Genomic DNA, 16,145 nt, shown 5'->3' on the forward strand with positions numbered 1-16,145 from the left:
ACGACAAATGTATGGCCGGGCAAGCTACCCGCTATTGCGTCGACGCGTCCTCCTGGCTGCCTGAGAACGACCGAGCAACCTGTCCAACCCCGGTCGATCAAGCTGCACCAAATATGCGGAAGAACCCTTGATTGTCGCTGAAGTCTCACCCTGATTGCCGCCGCGCTTGCCGCTCTCACAATGTCGAAGTAACTCGTTCCAGGGCCTACAAGAAGAACGATCAGGCATTCGTGGAGCAAAAGAACGGAGCTGTCGTTCGCCACCTAGTGTCCTGAACCAGAAGTTCGCAACATCGTGTGTTGTTTTGGGGGGCATTGTATCGGCAGAAGCGCTCGATGGAAGCAAGGATGCCATCGGCGGATTTGGTCCATCGGAATGGTTTGGGATCGGCGTTGTGTCGTTCGATGAACGAGGTGATGTCGGCCCTGAGAGCAGCTACGCTGCGATAGAGTCCGCGCCTAATCTTCTTATCGGTGAGCAGCGCTAAGAAGCGCTCGACCTGATTGAGCCATGACGAACTGGTCGGGGTCAGGTGCACGTGCCAACGCGGTCTTTTGGCCAGCCATCTCCGGATCAGCGGGGTCTTATGCGTGACGTAGTTGTCCATGACGAGATGGACATCGAGTTCGCGTGGCACGGCAGCCTCGATCTCGTCGAGGAACTTGCGGAACTCGGCAGCGCGATGCCGTCCGAAGCACTTGCCGATGACCCGTCCGGTCGCGATGTCGAGGGCGGCGAACAGCGATGTGGTGCCGTGCCTTGTGTAGTCATGGCTCCTTCGGGCCGGCTGGCCAGGACGTATCGGCAGCATCGGCTGGCTACGGTCCAGCGCCTGGATTTGGGACTTCTCATCCACGCATAGAACGATGGCGTGCTCTGGCGGCGAGACGTAAAGGCCCACGACGTCGCGCACTTTGGCGACGAAGTTCGGATCGGTCGAGAGCTTGAATGTCTCCATCCGGTGCGGCTGGAGCCCAAAGGCCCGCCAGATGCGTTGCACCGTCGATACCGATAGACCGCTGGTCTTCGCCACGTCGCGGGAGCTCCAATGAGTGGCGTTCTCAGGGCAACTCTCCAACGTCCTCACGATCACTGCTTCGATGCGGGCATCGTTGATCGTCCGTGGCGCTCCGGAGCGCGGCTCGTCATGGAGCCCGGCCACACGCCGCTCCACAAAACGCCGCCGCCACTTGCCTACCGTCTGCCGGTCTAGGCCCAGCTTGGCCGCCACTTCAGTGTTCTGGCCACCTTCCGCGCAGGTCAGCACGATCCGCGCTCTCAGAGCCAGCGCTTGCGCCGTCTTCCGTCGCATCGTCAACGACGTCAGTTCGGCACGCTCATCATCGCTCAAGATCAGGGAGGCAAGTTGCTGGACCGCCATTGCAAACTCCATCGCTGTTTGCCTCCATCCTTGGCACAGCGACGCGAATCTAATGCGAATCTATGATTGCGAACTTGTGACTCGGGACACTAGTGGGCTACGGGCGGTTTGAAGGCATCGATGCCGCTCGCTTACTAGCTCGCCTGTTTGCGGCGGCACGGCTGCACATCAATTTCTTCCAGCCTTCGTTTAAGCTGAAGGAGAAGCACCGCGAAGGCGCCAAGGTGATCAAGCGCTATCTTCCTCCCGCAACGCCGTACGAACGAGCGCTGGTCCATCCGAGTCCCGATGAGGTATTCAAACGCAGGCTGCTAGAGATCTACCGCACGCTTGATCCGCTGGCATTGCTTGGCACAGATGCGGGACGCCCAAAATGAACTGGGCAAGCGCGTCGATCAGCGGGCTGGAATGCCAAGGATGACTGTTGCGCCGGTGCGGAGTGACTTGGTGGCCTTTGCCCGAGAGCTCGGCGATGGTTGGAAACAAGGCGAGCAGCGGGTCATTCATCGGCGCCGCCATGTGCGGCGCAAGCCTGTGCCACGTCGGCCATCGATGCTCGACCCCTACACTCCGGTCATCGAGGAATGGCTCGCCGCGGCTCCGCACTTGTCCGCGGTCGATATTCTCTCCCGGCTGGAAGCCCATGCGCCCGGTCGGTTCGGCGACCATCAGCGGCGTACGGTGCAGCGATTGGTGAAGAAATGGCGATCAAAGGCCGCTCGACAGCTCATCAGCAGCGCAGAGATCGCATTGAGCATCGACCCAGGCTCCGTGCCTGAGGTTCCAATCCCGACAGGTGCCTTCGCCTAATCACCGCAAGCCGCTCGTTCGCTACAGCGCTATGGAGGGCGCGCTTCGCGAGCGGCTTGCTCGGACTCGCGGCAAGCCGGATTCCGGGAAGAAACGGGAATCCACTTCGGTAACATTCTCATCTGAGGCAATATGAGGGGGCAGTTCCGGATGGCGTTTGACAGGCCTCGGTCTCAAGCGGCCCCAATCGGTTTACGCGAGCGGCGTAAGCACTCATCTCGAAAATGCTCTGGCTTATGTGGAGGCAGATCGTGCTGGCGATGTCTAACAGGAACCGTCGTGCGGCATCGGCGGAAGCAGGAGATCGGCCTCGGCTGCCGCAGATTCGAAGGGGCACGTGAGGCCGCTCGTCCCCCCGTCCTTGGCTACAACATGGCTCTCTGAAATAGCTATTTCCTATACCGGGACGGGCGTGCCGGCTTGCGTCCTCTGGACATCGGTTTTGGAGGCGTCGTTCCCTTGGCCGGCTCGGTGAATAATTCCGACAAGTGAATACCCAACGTCGCGGCGACCCGATCCAGGAGATCAATGGTAGGGTTCTCTTTCTGCTGCTCAATGCGGCCCATATACGAGCGGTCAATCCCGGCGTCGTAGGCCAATTGCTCTTGCGGAATGCCGCGATCGACACGGATCCGGCGCACATTCCAGGCAACAAGCGCACGAGCTTTCATGCGCAAAAGCAGCCATTCCGACGATTATGAAACCACTGGTTATAGCCATACTATTGCGATAAGCTTGGCATCCAAGCAGTTGGGTGTCTTTGCAGCAGTTGCGTCTTCGAAGCAGGTTACCGTAAGACGCATATGTCGGGGAGTTTGTCCTTTTCGAATACCCTCGCCCCATCACAGCTCGGGCTCACGGCAACGCTACTCGCGACTGGCGGAAGAGTAAAAACGGCCCAGCGATAGGTGCGGTTTTTTTCGGGCGCCGCGACTAAATTGGACACCCGGTCACCTGGAGCTCGAAATGTGGTGAAGCGAATTCTTTCCATTTGGCCTGCCTTCAGGCTTCGGCCTTTCACCAGCGCACGAGGCAAACCGCGGCCCTTCATTCCGTTCCCGGCAGGGTGAGAGCAAGGACATGCTAGCTGCGTAGCAAATCTGCGATTAGTCACCGGTATGGACTGCGAGTACATCCAGCCCCAATGAAAGAGCGAAATGTGTAGAAACCGCCGCCAGGTCATTGTGAGCCGATCTGCGTTCGCAGCCACCCGGCTGGCCAAAAAGAGCTTGGATCGCGACGATTCGAGCGGTACCAAAATGCCCCGATTTGGTTATCATTGCTAGAATTTCAATAGATTTTTCAGTCTGCTAGGAGTTTCAGGCAGTGCCGGCCGACCCGAAAATCGCAGAATTGGCGCCCAGCGCGCACGAGCTCACGTCATATGACAGGGAGCACGCCATTACCTACATGCGACTTCTCGATGCCGCGGCTGACAGGGCAGATTGGCGCGAAGTCGCGCGCGTTGTGCTTGGTCTCGATCCGACCCTCGAACCGGATCGCGCGCGACGCACCTTCGAAAGTCACATGGCTCGGGCCAAGTGGATAGCGGGCCATGGCTATCGTGATCTGCTACGCCGCGGTAGGCCAAAGGAATGAACAAGGCCGACATCAAGGTAGGCAGAATTCCTAGGCATCGTAAAACATGATCGTTGCATCGCTTCCCTGCATGGAGCGCTGGTACTCGGCACGCACGCAACCGTAAAGCGCCACAATCATGGGCTGCAGTTCTCCGCGCGTGCAAGATCGTACGGGGAATGGTGCAATGCCGGTTACTGACTGGAGATCCGAGGAAGCGTACAGTGGTCTCAAGAAGGCAGAGGCTGTCGAGCTGGCCTGGGAGTGGCTGCGACGGGATCGCGACTACCAAGAGGATTATAGGCGGCTATCTCGCCGTCAACGTTCAAAAGCAGCGGCGGGCCCGTTCCGGCGGAAGTGGGGGCTCTCGTTTTCCAGCTGATCCGCAAAAGACATTCGACAAACAAGCAGTCTTCTGGGCCCCCGAAGTGCTGCCGACCGTGCTAGCTGTGCGGGCAGCCAACTGCGTGGCGTCCAAAAGGTACCAGCTCGATTTTGCCAATCTGTCGGGCGGCGAGCTGCGTCGCGCGCCGGATGGATGGCATGCCATTGTGCCGCTCGGTGGCACGAAGCATCGCCTTTGGCTGAGCAAGCTTCCGGCGAGCACGTCTGCTGTCGTCCTCGATCTGCCGCTCGACGCAAATTTCGAGCTCCGCTTGCAGGCCGCACGTCGATTTTGGCTAGCTCTTGAGGATCGGCCGCTCGGAAGGCTCCCTCTTGCTTTCCCGGCCTTGAAACGGCGTCGGCTGATCCTCGCGCTCCGCGCATTGGATGGCTGGCAGGAGGGAAATAGCTACCGCGAAATCGCGCAAGGCCTGTTTGGAAGTCATCGCATTGTCGAGCGGGGCTGGAAAACAGACGACCTGCGCAGTCGAACAATCCGACTCGTTAAGTTGGCGCGACGCATCATGCGTCTTCGCTGCCGCGCATTGCTCAACAAGAGCAGAAGCTGGGATGACGGTCCATGAGTTCTCGGGCGATCGGTGCCATCGCGTTCGTTCATTGCAACCAATTCTTTGCTTACATCGTACGAGCGGCAATAGGATGAAGTCCTACGTTCGATCTCTCACTTCATCCTTTGTCGTCGGGATCGCTGCAACAGAGACGTTATCTTGGTTGGAAGAAGACGGCGGCCGTTTTCGTCGGATTATCTCTCAGGTTGAGTGCTCTCGATCTGAATGGGCGGCACTCGATTTCCCGCAGACTCTTTGACGAGACTTGGAGAGGCGTCTCAGGCAGCCTGCGCTAGCGCCGCCTTCTTGCAAAGACGAGTGACCCACCGGCAAAAAGAACGAGCGATTTCGGGATGCTCGCTGCGATCCACAGCATAGGCCCGATACTGCATGCCGCTTGGCGCGCGCGAGCCGGGTATGATTTGCAAAGCGCCTCCTCGCACCAGATCACTGACGATGATTTCGGGTGCGACAAGAAGGCAATTTCCTGTCATGACTGCCGGCAGAGCAAGATAGTTATGATCGTACCGCGCGCCTGCCCGTATGTCATTTGAGGACAAGTTCATGGCCCTCAGCCATGTCGGCAGGATGTCGGGACGAGATGTGATGTTCAATATCGGCGTTGATCGAACGATCGAGAGTTCTCTGCCCGCGGCCAGATTCGGCGGCCCCACGCATACCAGCTCCTCATTGTAGATCTCCCAACTATCGGCAGGTTCGATGACGGAAAGGTCGCGTGTAATTAATACGTCGAAGTCATCCGAAGACGTCGGCGGCGACAGCGAGCTCACGACATCCACGATAACCCCGCCCGCTTCAGCAGAGAACGCTTGCAGATTTGGGATCAAAATAGAGAAAGCAAAGGTCGATAGTGACGTGCGGACGACAATCCGATTGGTGCCCGCAGCTGCACGCCGCCGCATTCTCTTAGCGGTGAAGCCGACCGTTTCGAGCGGTTCGGAGACTGCATTAGCGAATAGCCTTCCGAACTCGGTCAAATCACTGCGCCGGCCGCGCCGCTGGATTAGGTCTGCACCGAGATAGTCCCGCAGGGCGGACAAATAGCGGCTGACCGAGCTCTGCGTTGTCCCCAAGGTGCTGGCGGCGCGCGTGACGCTACCTTCGCGCGCGACGATCACAAATGCGCGGACAGCATTTAGCGGAACTTCATCGTCTTGAGCCGCCATCATCTGCTCCGGCGCCAGAATGAACATCCATCACAATATTCGATGTCCACAGTGGAATTGCCGCGAATTGAGGGGCGGATGCGCACAAAAGCCGCGTACCCCTTACATTTACAGGTTGTCTGGCGCCGCACCGGACTAGCGTCAAGCTCACTGTCCGCGGGGAGGATGCTAGGTCCTCTTGCGACGCTGCGGCTTGGGCTTGCGCCCCTTGGGTAGGGTAGCGGGGGCGGGCGTGCCTTTGGATGGCCGAACAAACAGCTCGGACACGGCAACATCCAGCGTCTCGGCAAGGCGATCGAGAAGGTCAATTGTCGGGTTCGCCTGTTGGCGCTCAAGACCGCTCATGTAGGAGCGATCAATCCCAGCGTCGTAAGCCAGCTGCTCCTGCGGAATGCCGCGCTCGACGCGGATCCGGCGCACATTGTAGGCTACAAGCGCACGAGCTCTCATGCGCGGAGGCAGCCATTTAGATGGTCATCAAACCACTGGCTATAACCGAACTAAAAAGAATCAGCTAATTGGATGTTTTGATCGAATTATTCGATGAATTGTCATCGCATAGTTGTGCCCCAAAGGTGCTAGGCAATGACATTCGAGCGTGGGAGTTCTGATTTAGGCGCTGGAACCAGATGGGAAGAGCGTGTTTTTCGTTGGCGATAGTAACGTGCATCAGCTGACAGCCGCGAATCAGCCAGCGAACGCCAAACTTGGAAATATGCAGACCATCTGTGAGGCGCCGCGGGGCTATCAAGTCTGCCAGGCTCAGCTTTGCCGGCCGTTCGTTGCCAGTGGATTTCGTCGCTACGTTTGCGCGGCGTTCAACAAAATGGAGCTGTAGTGCCGATAATGAAATGACCAAAAGTCTGGGTTGCAGGCTAAAGCGGCCCAGGGCACTTCAAGGTCGGTTTCGGTCTTGCATCAGCGCAGGAAGCGCGCTTCAGCGGCCCGAAGCTCACGCATTTTCTGGAGTCTGAAGATCTCGTCTACCGCTACAATATCCTTATGGACGTTCTGGACGCCGCCATCGGCGATGATGCGGCGAAAGGTTTCCTTCAAGCCTGTGCTTGCGGCTCGGATGCCGTAATTCCCATAGATCATCATCTGGATGTTGCCCAAACCTTTGACTCGGCTTGCATCTAGGTCCGGATAGGCGTTGGGTACAATGGCCAGTGGCACCGAACCGGTCCAGGCGCGCGAAAAGCTTTCGATCTCGCCGGAGTCCTTCTTCTTTGAATGGATCAGGATCATGTCGGCACCGGCCTTCACGTAGGCTTGCGCTCGGTCCAAGGCCTCAGCTTCGCCAAGACCAGCGATGAGCGCTTCGGTTCTGGCGATCACAAGGAAATGTGGATCTCGCCTTGTGGCGATAGCTGCCTCGATCTTGCCCTGGAATTCCTCAACCCGCGCCAGTTGCTGCCGACCGTCCCCAGCAAGGCTCGTAACCTTGGGGAATGTCTTATCCTCGATGACAACGGCGCTGGCGCCGGCGCGCTCATATTCGCCAATCGCGTGGATGACATTGATCGCATTGCCATAGCCAGTATCGATATCGGCCACGATCGGTATCGTGGTACGTCCTGCGATTGCGCGCAGCATCTCTAGATGCTGCGTCATCGAGATGAGGCTCATGTCCGCCAAGCCATAAAGAGCAGAAAGCTCGAAGCCGGAAGCCCATAGCCCATCGAAGCCGGCTTCCTCCGCGAGGATCGCTGAAAGCGGACTATGAGTTGCCATGATGTGAACGAGGCCGGTCTCGGCCATCCGGGCGCGTAGGCGTTTGGCTGCGGACATTGAGATCTTTCTAGGAAGGCAAGCTGCGATGATCCGATCGCACGTGCGGGTGAGCACCTCGAGAGACGAGGCGTCGGAGATGTGGAATAGAGCGGAGACGCCGTGCCGGGTACCACGACGACCGCAAGATCGAGGATGCGTGGTGGAAAGGTTTAGGTCTCGCATACGCTGCAGGCGGCGCGCCTTTGTCGAACAAGTCGGCGCAGCAGTGAAAGCGCAAGTGCTCCCTTCCGCCTAGTTGGCCTAGCGACCGCGAGCTTCGGTCTTGCGGAAGCTCCCATCCCGGTGACCGCGATTCATCTCGTCGCGCACTACGCGATGCTAATTGCAAGGCACGTCTTCGAGATCGGGTTCTCGCTGACTGGCCGTGCATGTGCGCAGATCGTCATCATGATCTCGGTCAGAGGGGTGGACAAGTTTGATCCATTCTGCAGCGATAAACAACGAGAAATCCTAGACTTCGAGCTTGACCCTGTTGGCTTCTATTCGCCGGCACAATGGCGAACAAATGGGCGGTCGTGCTTATTGAATGAAATGATCGCAACTTGCGATGCCTTGCATTTGCCCGCCTAAAAGGACGAAGCCTCAAGCCGCCGTGCGTCATCATCTAGGAAATAGTCACTCGGTTTGTATGTTGGCGCCGTTGAGACGCGTCGTGAGCGTTCGTCTGCAGATCGATACAAGCAGCGGAACTCGGTGCGCTTTCCAGTCTTGCGGCGCAGAACTGCGCTACCACTAAAACACAAGCCGCGCCTAGACTTGCCCGCACGAGCTCGGTTGCAACGCGACATCGACGACAGTGCTCAGGGCCTTTTTCTTTACTGTCCCGATCCGCCCGCGCCGCCATCGTATATTGCAGAAGATTCCATCGACTTATTCGATGCGTGTCATCCAGCTGTAGCACGATGCGTCTTGAAGGGCAGCCTGAGCGATAAGGTTAAGAGTTTCATCGAGCGAGAAGTGATGAGATGGCATCGGTTTCGATCCAGTGCATTAGCAAAGACTACGGTCAGACACCCGTCCTGCGCAGTGTATCACTGTCGATAGCCGATGGTGAGTTCCTGACGCTATTGGGGCCGTCGGGCTGCGGAAAATCGACGCTGCTCCGCATCCTGGCCGGACTTGAGGTGCAGGACGTCGGCTCGATCTCGATCGGCGGCCGCGTGGTGGACGGTGTGCGGCCAAAGCGGCGGGACATCGCAATGGTGTTCCAGTCCTATGCACTCTATCCTCATATGAGCGTCGCGGCGAATATGGCGCTGCCGTTGCGGATGTATCGGCTTTCTGCCTTTCAGAGGCTCCCTTTTCTCGGCCGTCTTCTGCGAGGAGCGGCGCAGATCACCGCCGACATCGACATGGAAGTATCGCGTACGGCCAACTCGCTTGGAATCGGCCATCTGCTGTCGCGCAAGCCGGGGCAGCTCTCCGGTGGTCAGCGCCAGCGTGTCGCGGTTGGTCGGGCAATGGTGCGCCATCCAGCTGTCTTCTTGCTGGACGAGCCCCTATCCAACCTCGATGCTAAGCTGCGCGTGCAGATGCGCGCCGAAATCAAGGAGCTGCATCGACGGCTAGGGGGCACCTTCGTCTATGTTACGCATGATCAAGCCGAAGCGATGACCCTTTCGGATCGTGTAGCGGTGATGCTCGATGGTGAGTTGTTACAGGTTGCTCCACCACAGGGCATCTATTCCGATCCCGCCAATCGCCGCGTTGCCGAATTTATCGGATCGCCCAAGATCAACATGATCGATGTCGTGGTGCGCGAACGCGGCCTGATAGACGTGGCCGGCGCGACGCTCGCAATCGATAGCGATATCCCCACGGGCACGCCGCTCTCGCTCGGCATTCGCCCGGAAGCTCTTTGTCTCGCAGACCATCCGGGGCAGGGGATACTGACAGGCTCCGTGCGAATGGTCGAGCACATGGGGTCAGATCTCTTCGTTCATCTCGACCTTGCCGGCGCCGATCAGCCGCTGATTGCAAGGCTGCTGGCCGAGCGTGCGTCGCGCATCGCGCCCGGTCAGAGGTTGCACCTTGGCGTGCGGGCGGATCGCGTTCTTCTGTTTACACGAGATGGACAGCGACTACGGCGGGAAGCGGATCTCGTGTGCAGATGCGTCACTCCGCTCCGCGAGGTCGCAGGATGAGCGAGCCCCTAGTGTTTACGAAAGCCCGTACCGGGTCCTCAGTGATTCGTCGAGCGCCATTGCTTGCAGTCTCACCGGCTCGTCGGCAAGCTCTTGCGATGACGCTTGCTGGGTTGGGGCTGGCCGGCCCAGCGATCGTCTTTCTACTGGGGCTATTCTTGCTGCCCGCGGTTGCGGTGATTTTCGTCGCACTCACCGACTGGCAGTTCGGCGCAGTCTCTTTTTCGTTCGTCGGGCTCGACAACTACCGTGAGCTGTTCGCTGACGCAACTTTTAGAGTATCGCTCGTCAACACAGCGGTCTATGTTCTGATCGTCGTCCCGGGGACGACGCTTACCGGTCTGGCCATTGCGCTTTTGATCGAGAGCGGAAACTCCTGCCGCTCGTTTTATCGTGCCATCCACTTCCTACCCTTTATGGCAACGATCACGACTATGGCCATAGTCTGGGAAGCGCTGCTGCATCCTACAATGGGCCTCGTTAACCAGCTCTTCGCTGCCGCCGGCCTCCCCACCGCTAACTGGTTACGCAATGAAAATACTGTCCTTCCCGTGTTGGGCCTAATCGGTATTTGGCAGAACCTCGGCTATGCGATGGTGTTGTTTCTCGCGGGTCTCAAAAGAATCCCGCAGGATCTCTACGATGCAGCCGATGTCGACGGCGCCGACTTATGGATTGATCGCCTCCGCACCATCACCTTGCCTTTGCTCGGGCCGGTCTCCGTCTTTGTTGTCATTGTCGTATCCCTGAAGGCCCTGGAGTCCTTCGATGCCGTGAAGGTGCTGACGCAAGGAGGCCCTGGGCATGCCTCCGAAGTATTGCTGTACACGCTCTATCGAGAGAGTTTTGAGTACCTGCGGGCGGGGTATGGCGCCGCCATTGCCGTCGTCCTCCTCGGCCTCGTCGTGTCGCTCACGCTCATCAACACCCTGATCATGGACAGGAAGGTGCATTACCAATGAGCGCGACCACTTCGGGTAGTATGTCGACACTTGCCGGCATCTTCCGTCATGCCGTATTGCTCCTTACAGGAGCGTTGCTGCTCTTTCCGTTTCTATGGATGGTCTCACTCTCGCTCAAAGCGCCAGGAGAAATATTCCACACGTCCTTCTTCTGGCCCGCGCAATTCTACGGCATCGAGAACTATGGAAAGGCACTGACCGAAGCGCCGTTGCTGCGCTATCTGTTTAATGGCTTTGTGGTATGCGCCTTGATCTTGGCGCTACAAGTCGTCCTCTGTGCTCCCTGCGCCTACGCGCTCGCAAAGTTGCGATTTTTGGGCCGCGACTTGATCTTTGCGGTGGTGCTTGCCGGCTTGATTATGCCACACCAGGTGCTGTCTCTGCCACTGTTCATCATTGGGTACAAGTTTGACATTCTCAATACTTACACCGCCCTGATCCTTCCTTATGCGGTCTCACCCTTCGGAATCTTCCTGTTCCGCCAGTTTTTCAAAACGATTCCGGACGATGTCGTGCACGCCGCTCGCCTAGACGGTCTGTCTGAACTCGCGATCGTCTGGAAGGTCATGATGCCGATGTCGCTGCCGGCTATCATCGCCTTCTCAATCTTCTCGGTGGTCGGGCACTGGAACGACCTATTCTGGCCGCTGATCGCGGTTCGTGATCAGTCTTTGATGCCGCCGCCGCTCGGCATTTTAGCGTTCAAGAACGAGGAAGCCGGCAGCGACTACGGCCCTCTGATGGCTGCATCCACCCTGGTCATGCTCCCGCTCATCATTGCATTCCTCGTAGGCCAACGTTGGTTCGTCGAGGGACTGATCCAAGGTGCCGTCAAACAGTGAGCAGCCGAAGTCTCTTACCGTCGCATGCGCGGGCGGAGGCTCTGCAAACGAACATAGATCTGAAAGGAATTCCGATGTTCACAATAACGAAGCTTTCGCCTGCGATCGGTGCGGATATCAGCAATATTGACTTGCGCAGATTGGCGGAATCGAAAGATGCCGCAATAATCGCTGCGCTTGGTGAAGCGATCGAAACGCACTTGGTGCTGCGTTTTCGCGGCCAGGATCTGTCACCGGGCGAGTTCGTCGGTCTTGCGTCGGCGTTTGGCCATACCAAGACTCTAAAGCGTGCCGCAGCATCAACTGGTGCGCATTTGCCCGGTCATCCCGAGATAAAGGTGGTCTCGAACGTAGCGAATGGTGATGGCCGGCCGGTCGGGGACGGCGGTTCCTCGGAGAATTACTGGCACACCGATGGCACCTATCTGCCGCAACCGGTCAAGTTGACGTTCTTGTACGGGCGGGAGGCCCCCAAAACAAACCCACCGAAGACCTTTTTCATGAACCTGTGTGACGTCTATGATCGCCTGCCTCACGGCTTGGCATCCTATCTAAGCGGGCTCAGTTGCATCCATTATTCAGAGTATAACTTCGCTCCTGAATACGCCGAGCGAATTGCAGCACTCCCCGAGGGAGCCGATCGCCGGCATGTTGGGCCAAGCTTCCCGCTCGTGCGCCTGAACCCTCATAGTGGAAGACCGTCTTTATATCTCCCTCGCCAGCGAAAATGCCTGGTCGAGGGCTTGACCATTGCAGAGAGTGAAAAGGTATCTGATCTGCTATGGACTTACGTCGAAGCCTATAAAGACACATGGGGTGATGTGATTGGGGTCGATGATCTCTTGGTGTTTGATAATAGCTTCACGCTTCATCGACGTGAGGCGTTCGATTCTCGAGAACGGCGCGTCCTATGGCATATCTCGACGGAGGGAAAGCCTCCGATTCCCTATGCATTGGCGTCCTAATGTAGCCGCAACGACTGAGCGCTAATCTGAACTAACGTCAGCTTGGTAGCATGAAAATGTTACGGCGGGTGTGCGGCTGAGCGATCCCCCATTCGGCATTGTCGATTATCCGCCGCCGAGAAAACGCGCATGCTCTCCGTCCAATCCCCGACAGTCAGTCTGTTTTCCGGGATCATCAGCTGCGCCTTCATTGGAGAAATGGATGGTTCGCTCTTCCTCAAGAACTTCGGAGCCCGCTCCGAGATCAGCGGGCGCGTTGTTTTCGAACGAGCGCCTTATGAATGCCGATACCTTCCCTGCGATCGTGTTCTGGCGCCCGCCGGCCGGCACCAACCCGACCGTCGTCTTCTTGCCTGGGGGGGGGCATCTGGCCCGTGTTGCGTATGGCCACCCCGGCGCGAATCCGCGCGATTTTCTTGATTTTTGGCTGCGCGAGCTCGGATGGGGCCTTCTGGCGATCTCCTATCCCAGTGATCATCCCGTGTTTCCCCGGTGTTATCCCGAAATGACGGTAAGTGATTGGGGGGCATCGGTGACAGCGATCACTCTAGGCCTCTTGGCGACGTGTCCGGCGCCTAGTCGGATCGTGGTGGCGGGTTGGAGCATGGCGGGCCGCGTTGCGCGGTCAGTGTTCCGAGGGCTCACTGAAGGCGGCATGCCACCGATCGGCTTTATCTCGCTCGCTGCGAGTGCTCCACTTCCTGGCCTGGTGCCTATCTTCGAAAGCGGCGAGCCGGTGACGGAAGCGGGTCTGTGGGATCTCTCGGCCGATGAGCCCGGCCTGCCAAGGCGTCACGCAAATTGGTGTGCCGAACTTGCCGCCCAATCGGCCGACAACGACCGCGTGATCATCCCGAAGGATGTTTATGAACGCGACTACCGTGCCAATACGCCGCTCCTACTGCGCGGAGAGCCGCAGTTTCTGCGATCGCGCAGAGCCTGTATTTCACTCGCAGAAGTGACCGACGAACTCGGCACCTTCGATTTTGGATCCCATCCGCTGACGGGTGTCATAGCGCCGACGCGGCCTTCCGATGCACGTCACGCGCTGACCGATTCGCTCACCTGGGGCTTCTTGAACGCGCAGCAGGTCTTCGACCGACAGGTTAGGGGAGGGCGCGAGCTTTCCGCCCTCTGTCCTCAGCTTTGGGAGCAGCTGCGCATATTGATGTTGGACTTGCCACGCCGCCTGACGCGCACAGTATCAGGCGGTCATTTCTTCTTCGTGGGTGAACGCGGCGCAGAAGCAACAGTAAGTCATCTGACAAATCTCGCCACAGAGATCGTATCGTTTCAGGACGAAGTCTCGGACATTCTAGGTCATCATCCGATATCAGTCAGCGATGCATGACTCGCCGTCGGCCCTTCTGACGCGCGATCCTCCATTCATGCGCCTGCCGATAATGCGTCACTCCTGGCGACGTGACGCTCACAGCAGCAAGGCGTCCCCTCACGGGAGGTCAGGCGGCGAGGTACTGGGCCGATCGACTGAATTCTTCGAGATGTTTTGACACTCGTCGTGAAAAACTCAGGCAACGGCGTACGGTCGCCGCGGGTAACTGGCCCTTTCTCCGTCCATTACTTCTTTAAGATGAGCCTGCGTGCCTCCTTGGCTGCGTCCTCGAGTGCCGCCTGCGCCGAGGCTTTTCCGCCTAATACGAGCTGCATTTTGTCCACGATCATCGCTGCGGCCTTCGTGCTGTTCTCGCCGGGAAAGGCATACCAGGGCGCCAATTCGCCGAGTTGCCGCAACGGAACTTCGTAGTTTGGCTTTTCTCGATAAAGCGTCTGTAGCCGTGGGTCAGAAAGCGCGGCCGTGTTGACGGGTGTATAGCCGGTCATTGCGGCCATGATCGCCTGCGCCTGGGGGCTTGCGGCGAACTTCATGTATTTCCAAGCCGCTTCCTGCCGAATGGAATCTTTGGTTAACATGACCATTCCGTTGCCCGCGGCCAGCGTCTTGCCATCGTGGGCCAACGGGATCGGCATCATTGTAAGCAGGAAATGCTGATCGATCTGCCGGTCGAGATCGGTGAGCAGGCTGCTCGAGCTTAGATAGATACCGATTTTTCCCGCGACAAATGACTGACGGGCATTGTCACGCGACAAATCGATCATGCCTGCTTCTGCAGCGCGCGCGACGCTTGTCATCGCCGCTAGCCCTTCTCGCTGATCAAACGTGATATCGTCCTCTTCCCTTGTCATCATTCTGCCGCCGTGTGCGAAAAGCAGGGTCTCAAAGCCCCATGCGCCATTGGCGTTGTAATCCATGTAGAGCCCGCTGACGTTCGGTTCCAGACCTGAGATCTTCTTTGCCAAATCGAAGACACCGTCCCAGCTCACAGGCAGGTTGGCAGGGTTAGCGCCAGCGCGGACAACCAGGGCAATATTGTAGAACAACACTGGCGTCGTCAGCGAGAACGGGACGGCATACGCCTTGTCACCGATCGATCCGATGTTTCGAATGGAATCGAGCACACCGTGCTGCTTCCATTCCACGTCGGTCGAGATAAAGCGGTTAAGGGGCAGGGCCAGACCACGATCGGCTAGAAGCCGGATGTAATTAAGGCCCTGGTGGGAGACGTCAGGTGCGTCGTTAATCAAGTTCGCGCGCAAGGTGTTTTGCAGTAGCTCGTCATAGCTCTTCGCCGGCTCGAACTTGATCGTTATTTCCGGGTTCGCCTTCATGAATTCAGTTGCGATTGCATTGTACATGGCCGAAAAATTGGCCGGCGAGTAGCTCACACGCAGCTCCACCGCCTCGACAGTCCGGGGGATGGCGGCAACAATCGAAGCCATCATGAAAATGGCGGCGGACAGACGTCTCATTTCTAGTCTCCAATCGAATAGGGGGCGAGCAAACGCCGTTAAGTGGCGCTCTTACTGCAGGTATGTTTCTGCGGCACAGCGAAACAACAGGTGAGGGCGATGGGCCAAGCGTCAATTGCTAGTTAGTGGCTGGCGGAAGCGTTGCCGCTGTTCGACATTTGGTCTGGGTACGAAACTCATCCTCCGCGTCGAACGCGACGGCTTGCGAAAGACTTCAAAATAAAGATGGCGACATGCACATGACATGCATCGAAAAATCATATCAGAAGATTACAACATGAGATCATGGTGTGCTCGGGAAAGCTCGACAAACTCGCTCTTTGCGATAACCGGTGGCTTTCCGGTGAGCGCGAAATCGAACGCTGAATGCCTGCAGTAGCAATCTGAAGCGTTCGTGCGAGCGGCCAAGCCCGCGCCTGGATGGTTGGAATGTCTGGCTGCAGTTCCAGATTGCAGCCGTCTGCGAAACAGAAGACCGTCGGCGAACTGCTCGTTCGCTTTCAAGCCCGAATGTGGTGTGAACGAAACAGCGGACTTCGGGGGGCGACACCGGCGTCCCCCGTCGGTAGACTAATACCAATCCGCGGAGGTGCTGACTCACGGCGGGCATTCCCAAATCAGAGGATCGATGATTCAACATGGCAACTGGAGGGAGTTGCCATGGGCCAACCGATTGCGGTTCGAACGGATTTTGCAGCGG

Annotated in this window: 17 protein-coding genes; 11 read left to right on the plus strand and 6 right to left on the minus strand. The window is 57.9% G+C overall.

The genetic code is table 11. From position 1 onward, the window contains the following. Window positions 1–220 precede the first annotated feature (220 nt). A complete protein-coding gene (locus tag FNJ47_RS36210; RefSeq protein ID WP_163160680.1) occupies window positions 221–1,381 on the minus strand; it encodes an IS630 family transposase in 1,161 nt (386 codons plus the stop codon). 92 nt (window positions 1,382–1,473) lie between these two features. Between FNJ47_RS36210 and FNJ47_RS36215 the strand changes: the two genes are divergently transcribed. Next, on the plus strand, window positions 1,474–1,758 hold the full coding sequence (locus tag FNJ47_RS36215) for a hypothetical protein (RefSeq protein WP_163160681.1): 285 nt from the start codon (window positions 1,474–1,476) through the stop codon (window positions 1,756–1,758). Window positions 1,759–1,798: 40 nt separating this feature from the next. Further along, window positions 1,799–2,191 (plus strand): hypothetical protein, encoded by a 393-nt coding sequence (locus FNJ47_RS36220; protein WP_163160682.1) that lies wholly within the window; start codon window positions 1,799–1,801, stop codon window positions 2,189–2,191. 389 nt (window positions 2,192–2,580) lie between these two features. Here FNJ47_RS36220 and FNJ47_RS36225 read toward each other — a convergent pair whose 3' ends face one another. After that, window positions 2,581–2,862, minus strand: a complete 282-nt coding sequence (locus FNJ47_RS36225) for a helix-turn-helix domain-containing protein (RefSeq protein WP_163160683.1) — start codon at window positions 2,860–2,862, stop codon at window positions 2,581–2,583. A gap of 655 nt (window positions 2,863–3,517) precedes the next feature. Here FNJ47_RS36225 and FNJ47_RS36230 point away from each other — a divergent pair. The 3 genes from FNJ47_RS36230 to FNJ47_RS36235 all read left to right on the plus strand — a co-directional run bounded on the left by FNJ47_RS36230 (window position 3,518) and on the right by FNJ47_RS36235 (window position 4,737). After that, the gene (locus FNJ47_RS36230) at window positions 3,518–3,790 is read left to right on the plus strand and encodes a DNA -binding domain-containing protein (RefSeq protein WP_163160684.1); all 273 of its coding nucleotides are present in this window, start codon (window positions 3,518–3,520) and stop codon (window positions 3,788–3,790) included. Between the two features lie 166 nt (window positions 3,791–3,956). After that, window positions 3,957–4,151, plus strand: a complete 195-nt coding sequence (locus tag FNJ47_RS54820; RefSeq protein ID WP_430649445.1) for a transcriptional regulator domain-containing protein — start codon at window positions 3,957–3,959, stop codon at window positions 4,149–4,151. 46 nt (window positions 4,152–4,197) lie between these two features. Beyond that, window positions 4,198–4,737: a DNA -binding domain-containing protein gene (locus FNJ47_RS36235; RefSeq protein WP_163160685.1), complete on the plus strand. Its 540-nt coding sequence runs from the start codon at window positions 4,198–4,200 to the stop codon at window positions 4,735–4,737. Between the two features lie 263 nt (window positions 4,738–5,000). Here the strand turns inward: FNJ47_RS36235 and FNJ47_RS36240 are convergent, their stop codons facing one another. From FNJ47_RS36240 to FNJ47_RS36250, 3 genes are all read right to left on the minus strand, one after another. Next, window positions 5,001–5,936 carry a LysR family transcriptional regulator gene (locus FNJ47_RS36240; protein WP_163160686.1) on the minus strand — a complete coding sequence of 312 codons (936 nt, stop codon included), beginning with the start codon at window positions 5,934–5,936 and terminating at the stop codon, window positions 5,001–5,003. 141 nt (window positions 5,937–6,077) lie between these two features. Further along, window positions 6,078–6,359, minus strand: a complete 282-nt coding sequence (locus FNJ47_RS36245; protein WP_163160687.1) for a helix-turn-helix domain-containing protein — start codon at window positions 6,357–6,359, stop codon at window positions 6,078–6,080. A 468-nt stretch (window positions 6,360–6,827) separates the two neighbouring features. After that, complete coding sequence (locus tag FNJ47_RS36250; protein WP_163160688.1) at window positions 6,828–7,700, minus strand: isocitrate lyase/phosphoenolpyruvate mutase family protein; 873 nt, start codon at window positions 7,698–7,700, stop codon at window positions 6,828–6,830. Between the two features lie 285 nt (window positions 7,701–7,985). Here FNJ47_RS36250 and FNJ47_RS36255 point away from each other — a divergent pair, with 285 nt between their 5' ends. From FNJ47_RS36255 to FNJ47_RS36280, 6 genes are all read left to right on the plus strand, one after another. Next, a complete protein-coding gene (locus FNJ47_RS36255; protein WP_163160689.1) occupies window positions 7,986–8,273 on the plus strand; it encodes a hypothetical protein in 288 nt (95 codons plus the stop codon). 395 nt (window positions 8,274–8,668) lie between these two features. After that, the gene (locus FNJ47_RS36260; RefSeq protein WP_163160690.1) at window positions 8,669–9,847 is read left to right on the plus strand and encodes an ABC transporter ATP-binding protein; all 1,179 of its coding nucleotides are present in this window, start codon (window positions 8,669–8,671) and stop codon (window positions 9,845–9,847) included. A gap of 98 nt (window positions 9,848–9,945) precedes the next feature. Further along, window positions 9,946–10,809, plus strand: coding sequence for a carbohydrate ABC transporter permease (locus tag FNJ47_RS36265; protein ID WP_163160691.1), 864 nt, complete (start codon window positions 9,946–9,948; stop codon window positions 10,807–10,809). Beyond that, window positions 10,806–11,651 (plus strand): carbohydrate ABC transporter permease, encoded by an 846-nt coding sequence (locus FNJ47_RS36270; protein WP_163160692.1) that lies wholly within the window; start codon window positions 10,806–10,808, stop codon window positions 11,649–11,651. The genes FNJ47_RS36265 and FNJ47_RS36270 overlap by 4 nt, the downstream gene beginning before the upstream one ends. A gap of 74 nt (window positions 11,652–11,725) precedes the next feature. Continuing rightward, a complete protein-coding gene (locus FNJ47_RS36275) occupies window positions 11,726–12,616 on the plus strand; it encodes a TauD/TfdA dioxygenase family protein (protein WP_163160693.1) in 891 nt (296 codons plus the stop codon). Window positions 12,617–12,893: 277 nt separating this feature from the next. Further along, window positions 12,894–13,967: a hypothetical protein gene (locus tag FNJ47_RS36280; protein WP_163160694.1), complete on the plus strand. Its 1,074-nt coding sequence runs from the start codon at window positions 12,894–12,896 to the stop codon at window positions 13,965–13,967. Between the two features lie 227 nt (window positions 13,968–14,194). Here FNJ47_RS36280 and FNJ47_RS36285 read toward each other — a convergent pair whose 3' ends face one another. Continuing rightward, window positions 14,195–15,445: an extracellular solute-binding protein gene (locus tag FNJ47_RS36285; protein ID WP_163160695.1), complete on the minus strand. Its 1,251-nt coding sequence runs from the start codon at window positions 15,443–15,445 to the stop codon at window positions 14,195–14,197. Window positions 15,446–16,145 lie beyond the last annotated feature (700 nt).

This window comes from Bradyrhizobium uaiense, assembly GCF_010811875.1.
Taxonomy (GTDB): Bacteria; Pseudomonadota; Alphaproteobacteria; order Rhizobiales; family Xanthobacteraceae; genus Bradyrhizobium; species Bradyrhizobium uaiense.

Coding starts and splice junctions, on each gene's coding strand:
- FNJ47_RS36240 (WP_163160686.1), bottom strand. CDS start 5,936: ATGTTCATTCTGGCGCCGGAGCAGATGATGGCGGCTCAAGACGATGAA.
- FNJ47_RS54820 (WP_430649445.1), top strand. CDS start 3,957: ATGCCGGTTACTGACTGGAGATCCGAGGAAGCGTACAGTGGTCTCAAG.
- FNJ47_RS36225 (WP_163160683.1), bottom strand. CDS start 2,862: ATGAAAGCTCGTGCGCTTGTTGCCTGGAATGTGCGCCGGATCCGTGTC.
- FNJ47_RS36280 (WP_163160694.1), top strand. CDS start 12,894: ATGAATGCCGATACCTTCCCTGCGATCGTGTTCTGGCGCCCGCCGGCC.
- FNJ47_RS36220 (WP_163160682.1), top strand. CDS start 1,799: ATGACTGTTGCGCCGGTGCGGAGTGACTTGGTGGCCTTTGCCCGAGAG.
- FNJ47_RS36285 (WP_163160695.1), bottom strand. CDS start 15,445: ATGAGACGTCTGTCCGCCGCCATTTTCATGATGGCTTCGATTGTTGCC.
- FNJ47_RS36260 (WP_163160690.1), top strand. CDS start 8,669: ATGGCATCGGTTTCGATCCAGTGCATTAGCAAAGACTACGGTCAGACA.
- FNJ47_RS36270 (WP_163160692.1), top strand. CDS start 10,806: ATGAGCGCGACCACTTCGGGTAGTATGTCGACACTTGCCGGCATCTTC.
- FNJ47_RS36245 (WP_163160687.1), bottom strand. CDS start 6,359: ATGAGAGCTCGTGCGCTTGTAGCCTACAATGTGCGCCGGATCCGCGTC.
- FNJ47_RS36210 (WP_163160680.1), bottom strand. CDS start 1,381: ATGGCGGTCCAGCAACTTGCCTCCCTGATCTTGAGCGATGATGAGCGT.
- FNJ47_RS36250 (WP_163160688.1), bottom strand. CDS start 7,700: ATGTCCGCAGCCAAACGCCTACGCGCCCGGATGGCCGAGACCGGCCTC.
- FNJ47_RS36265 (WP_163160691.1), top strand. CDS start 9,946: ATGACGCTTGCTGGGTTGGGGCTGGCCGGCCCAGCGATCGTCTTTCTA.
- FNJ47_RS36275 (WP_163160693.1), top strand. CDS start 11,726: ATGTTCACAATAACGAAGCTTTCGCCTGCGATCGGTGCGGATATCAGC.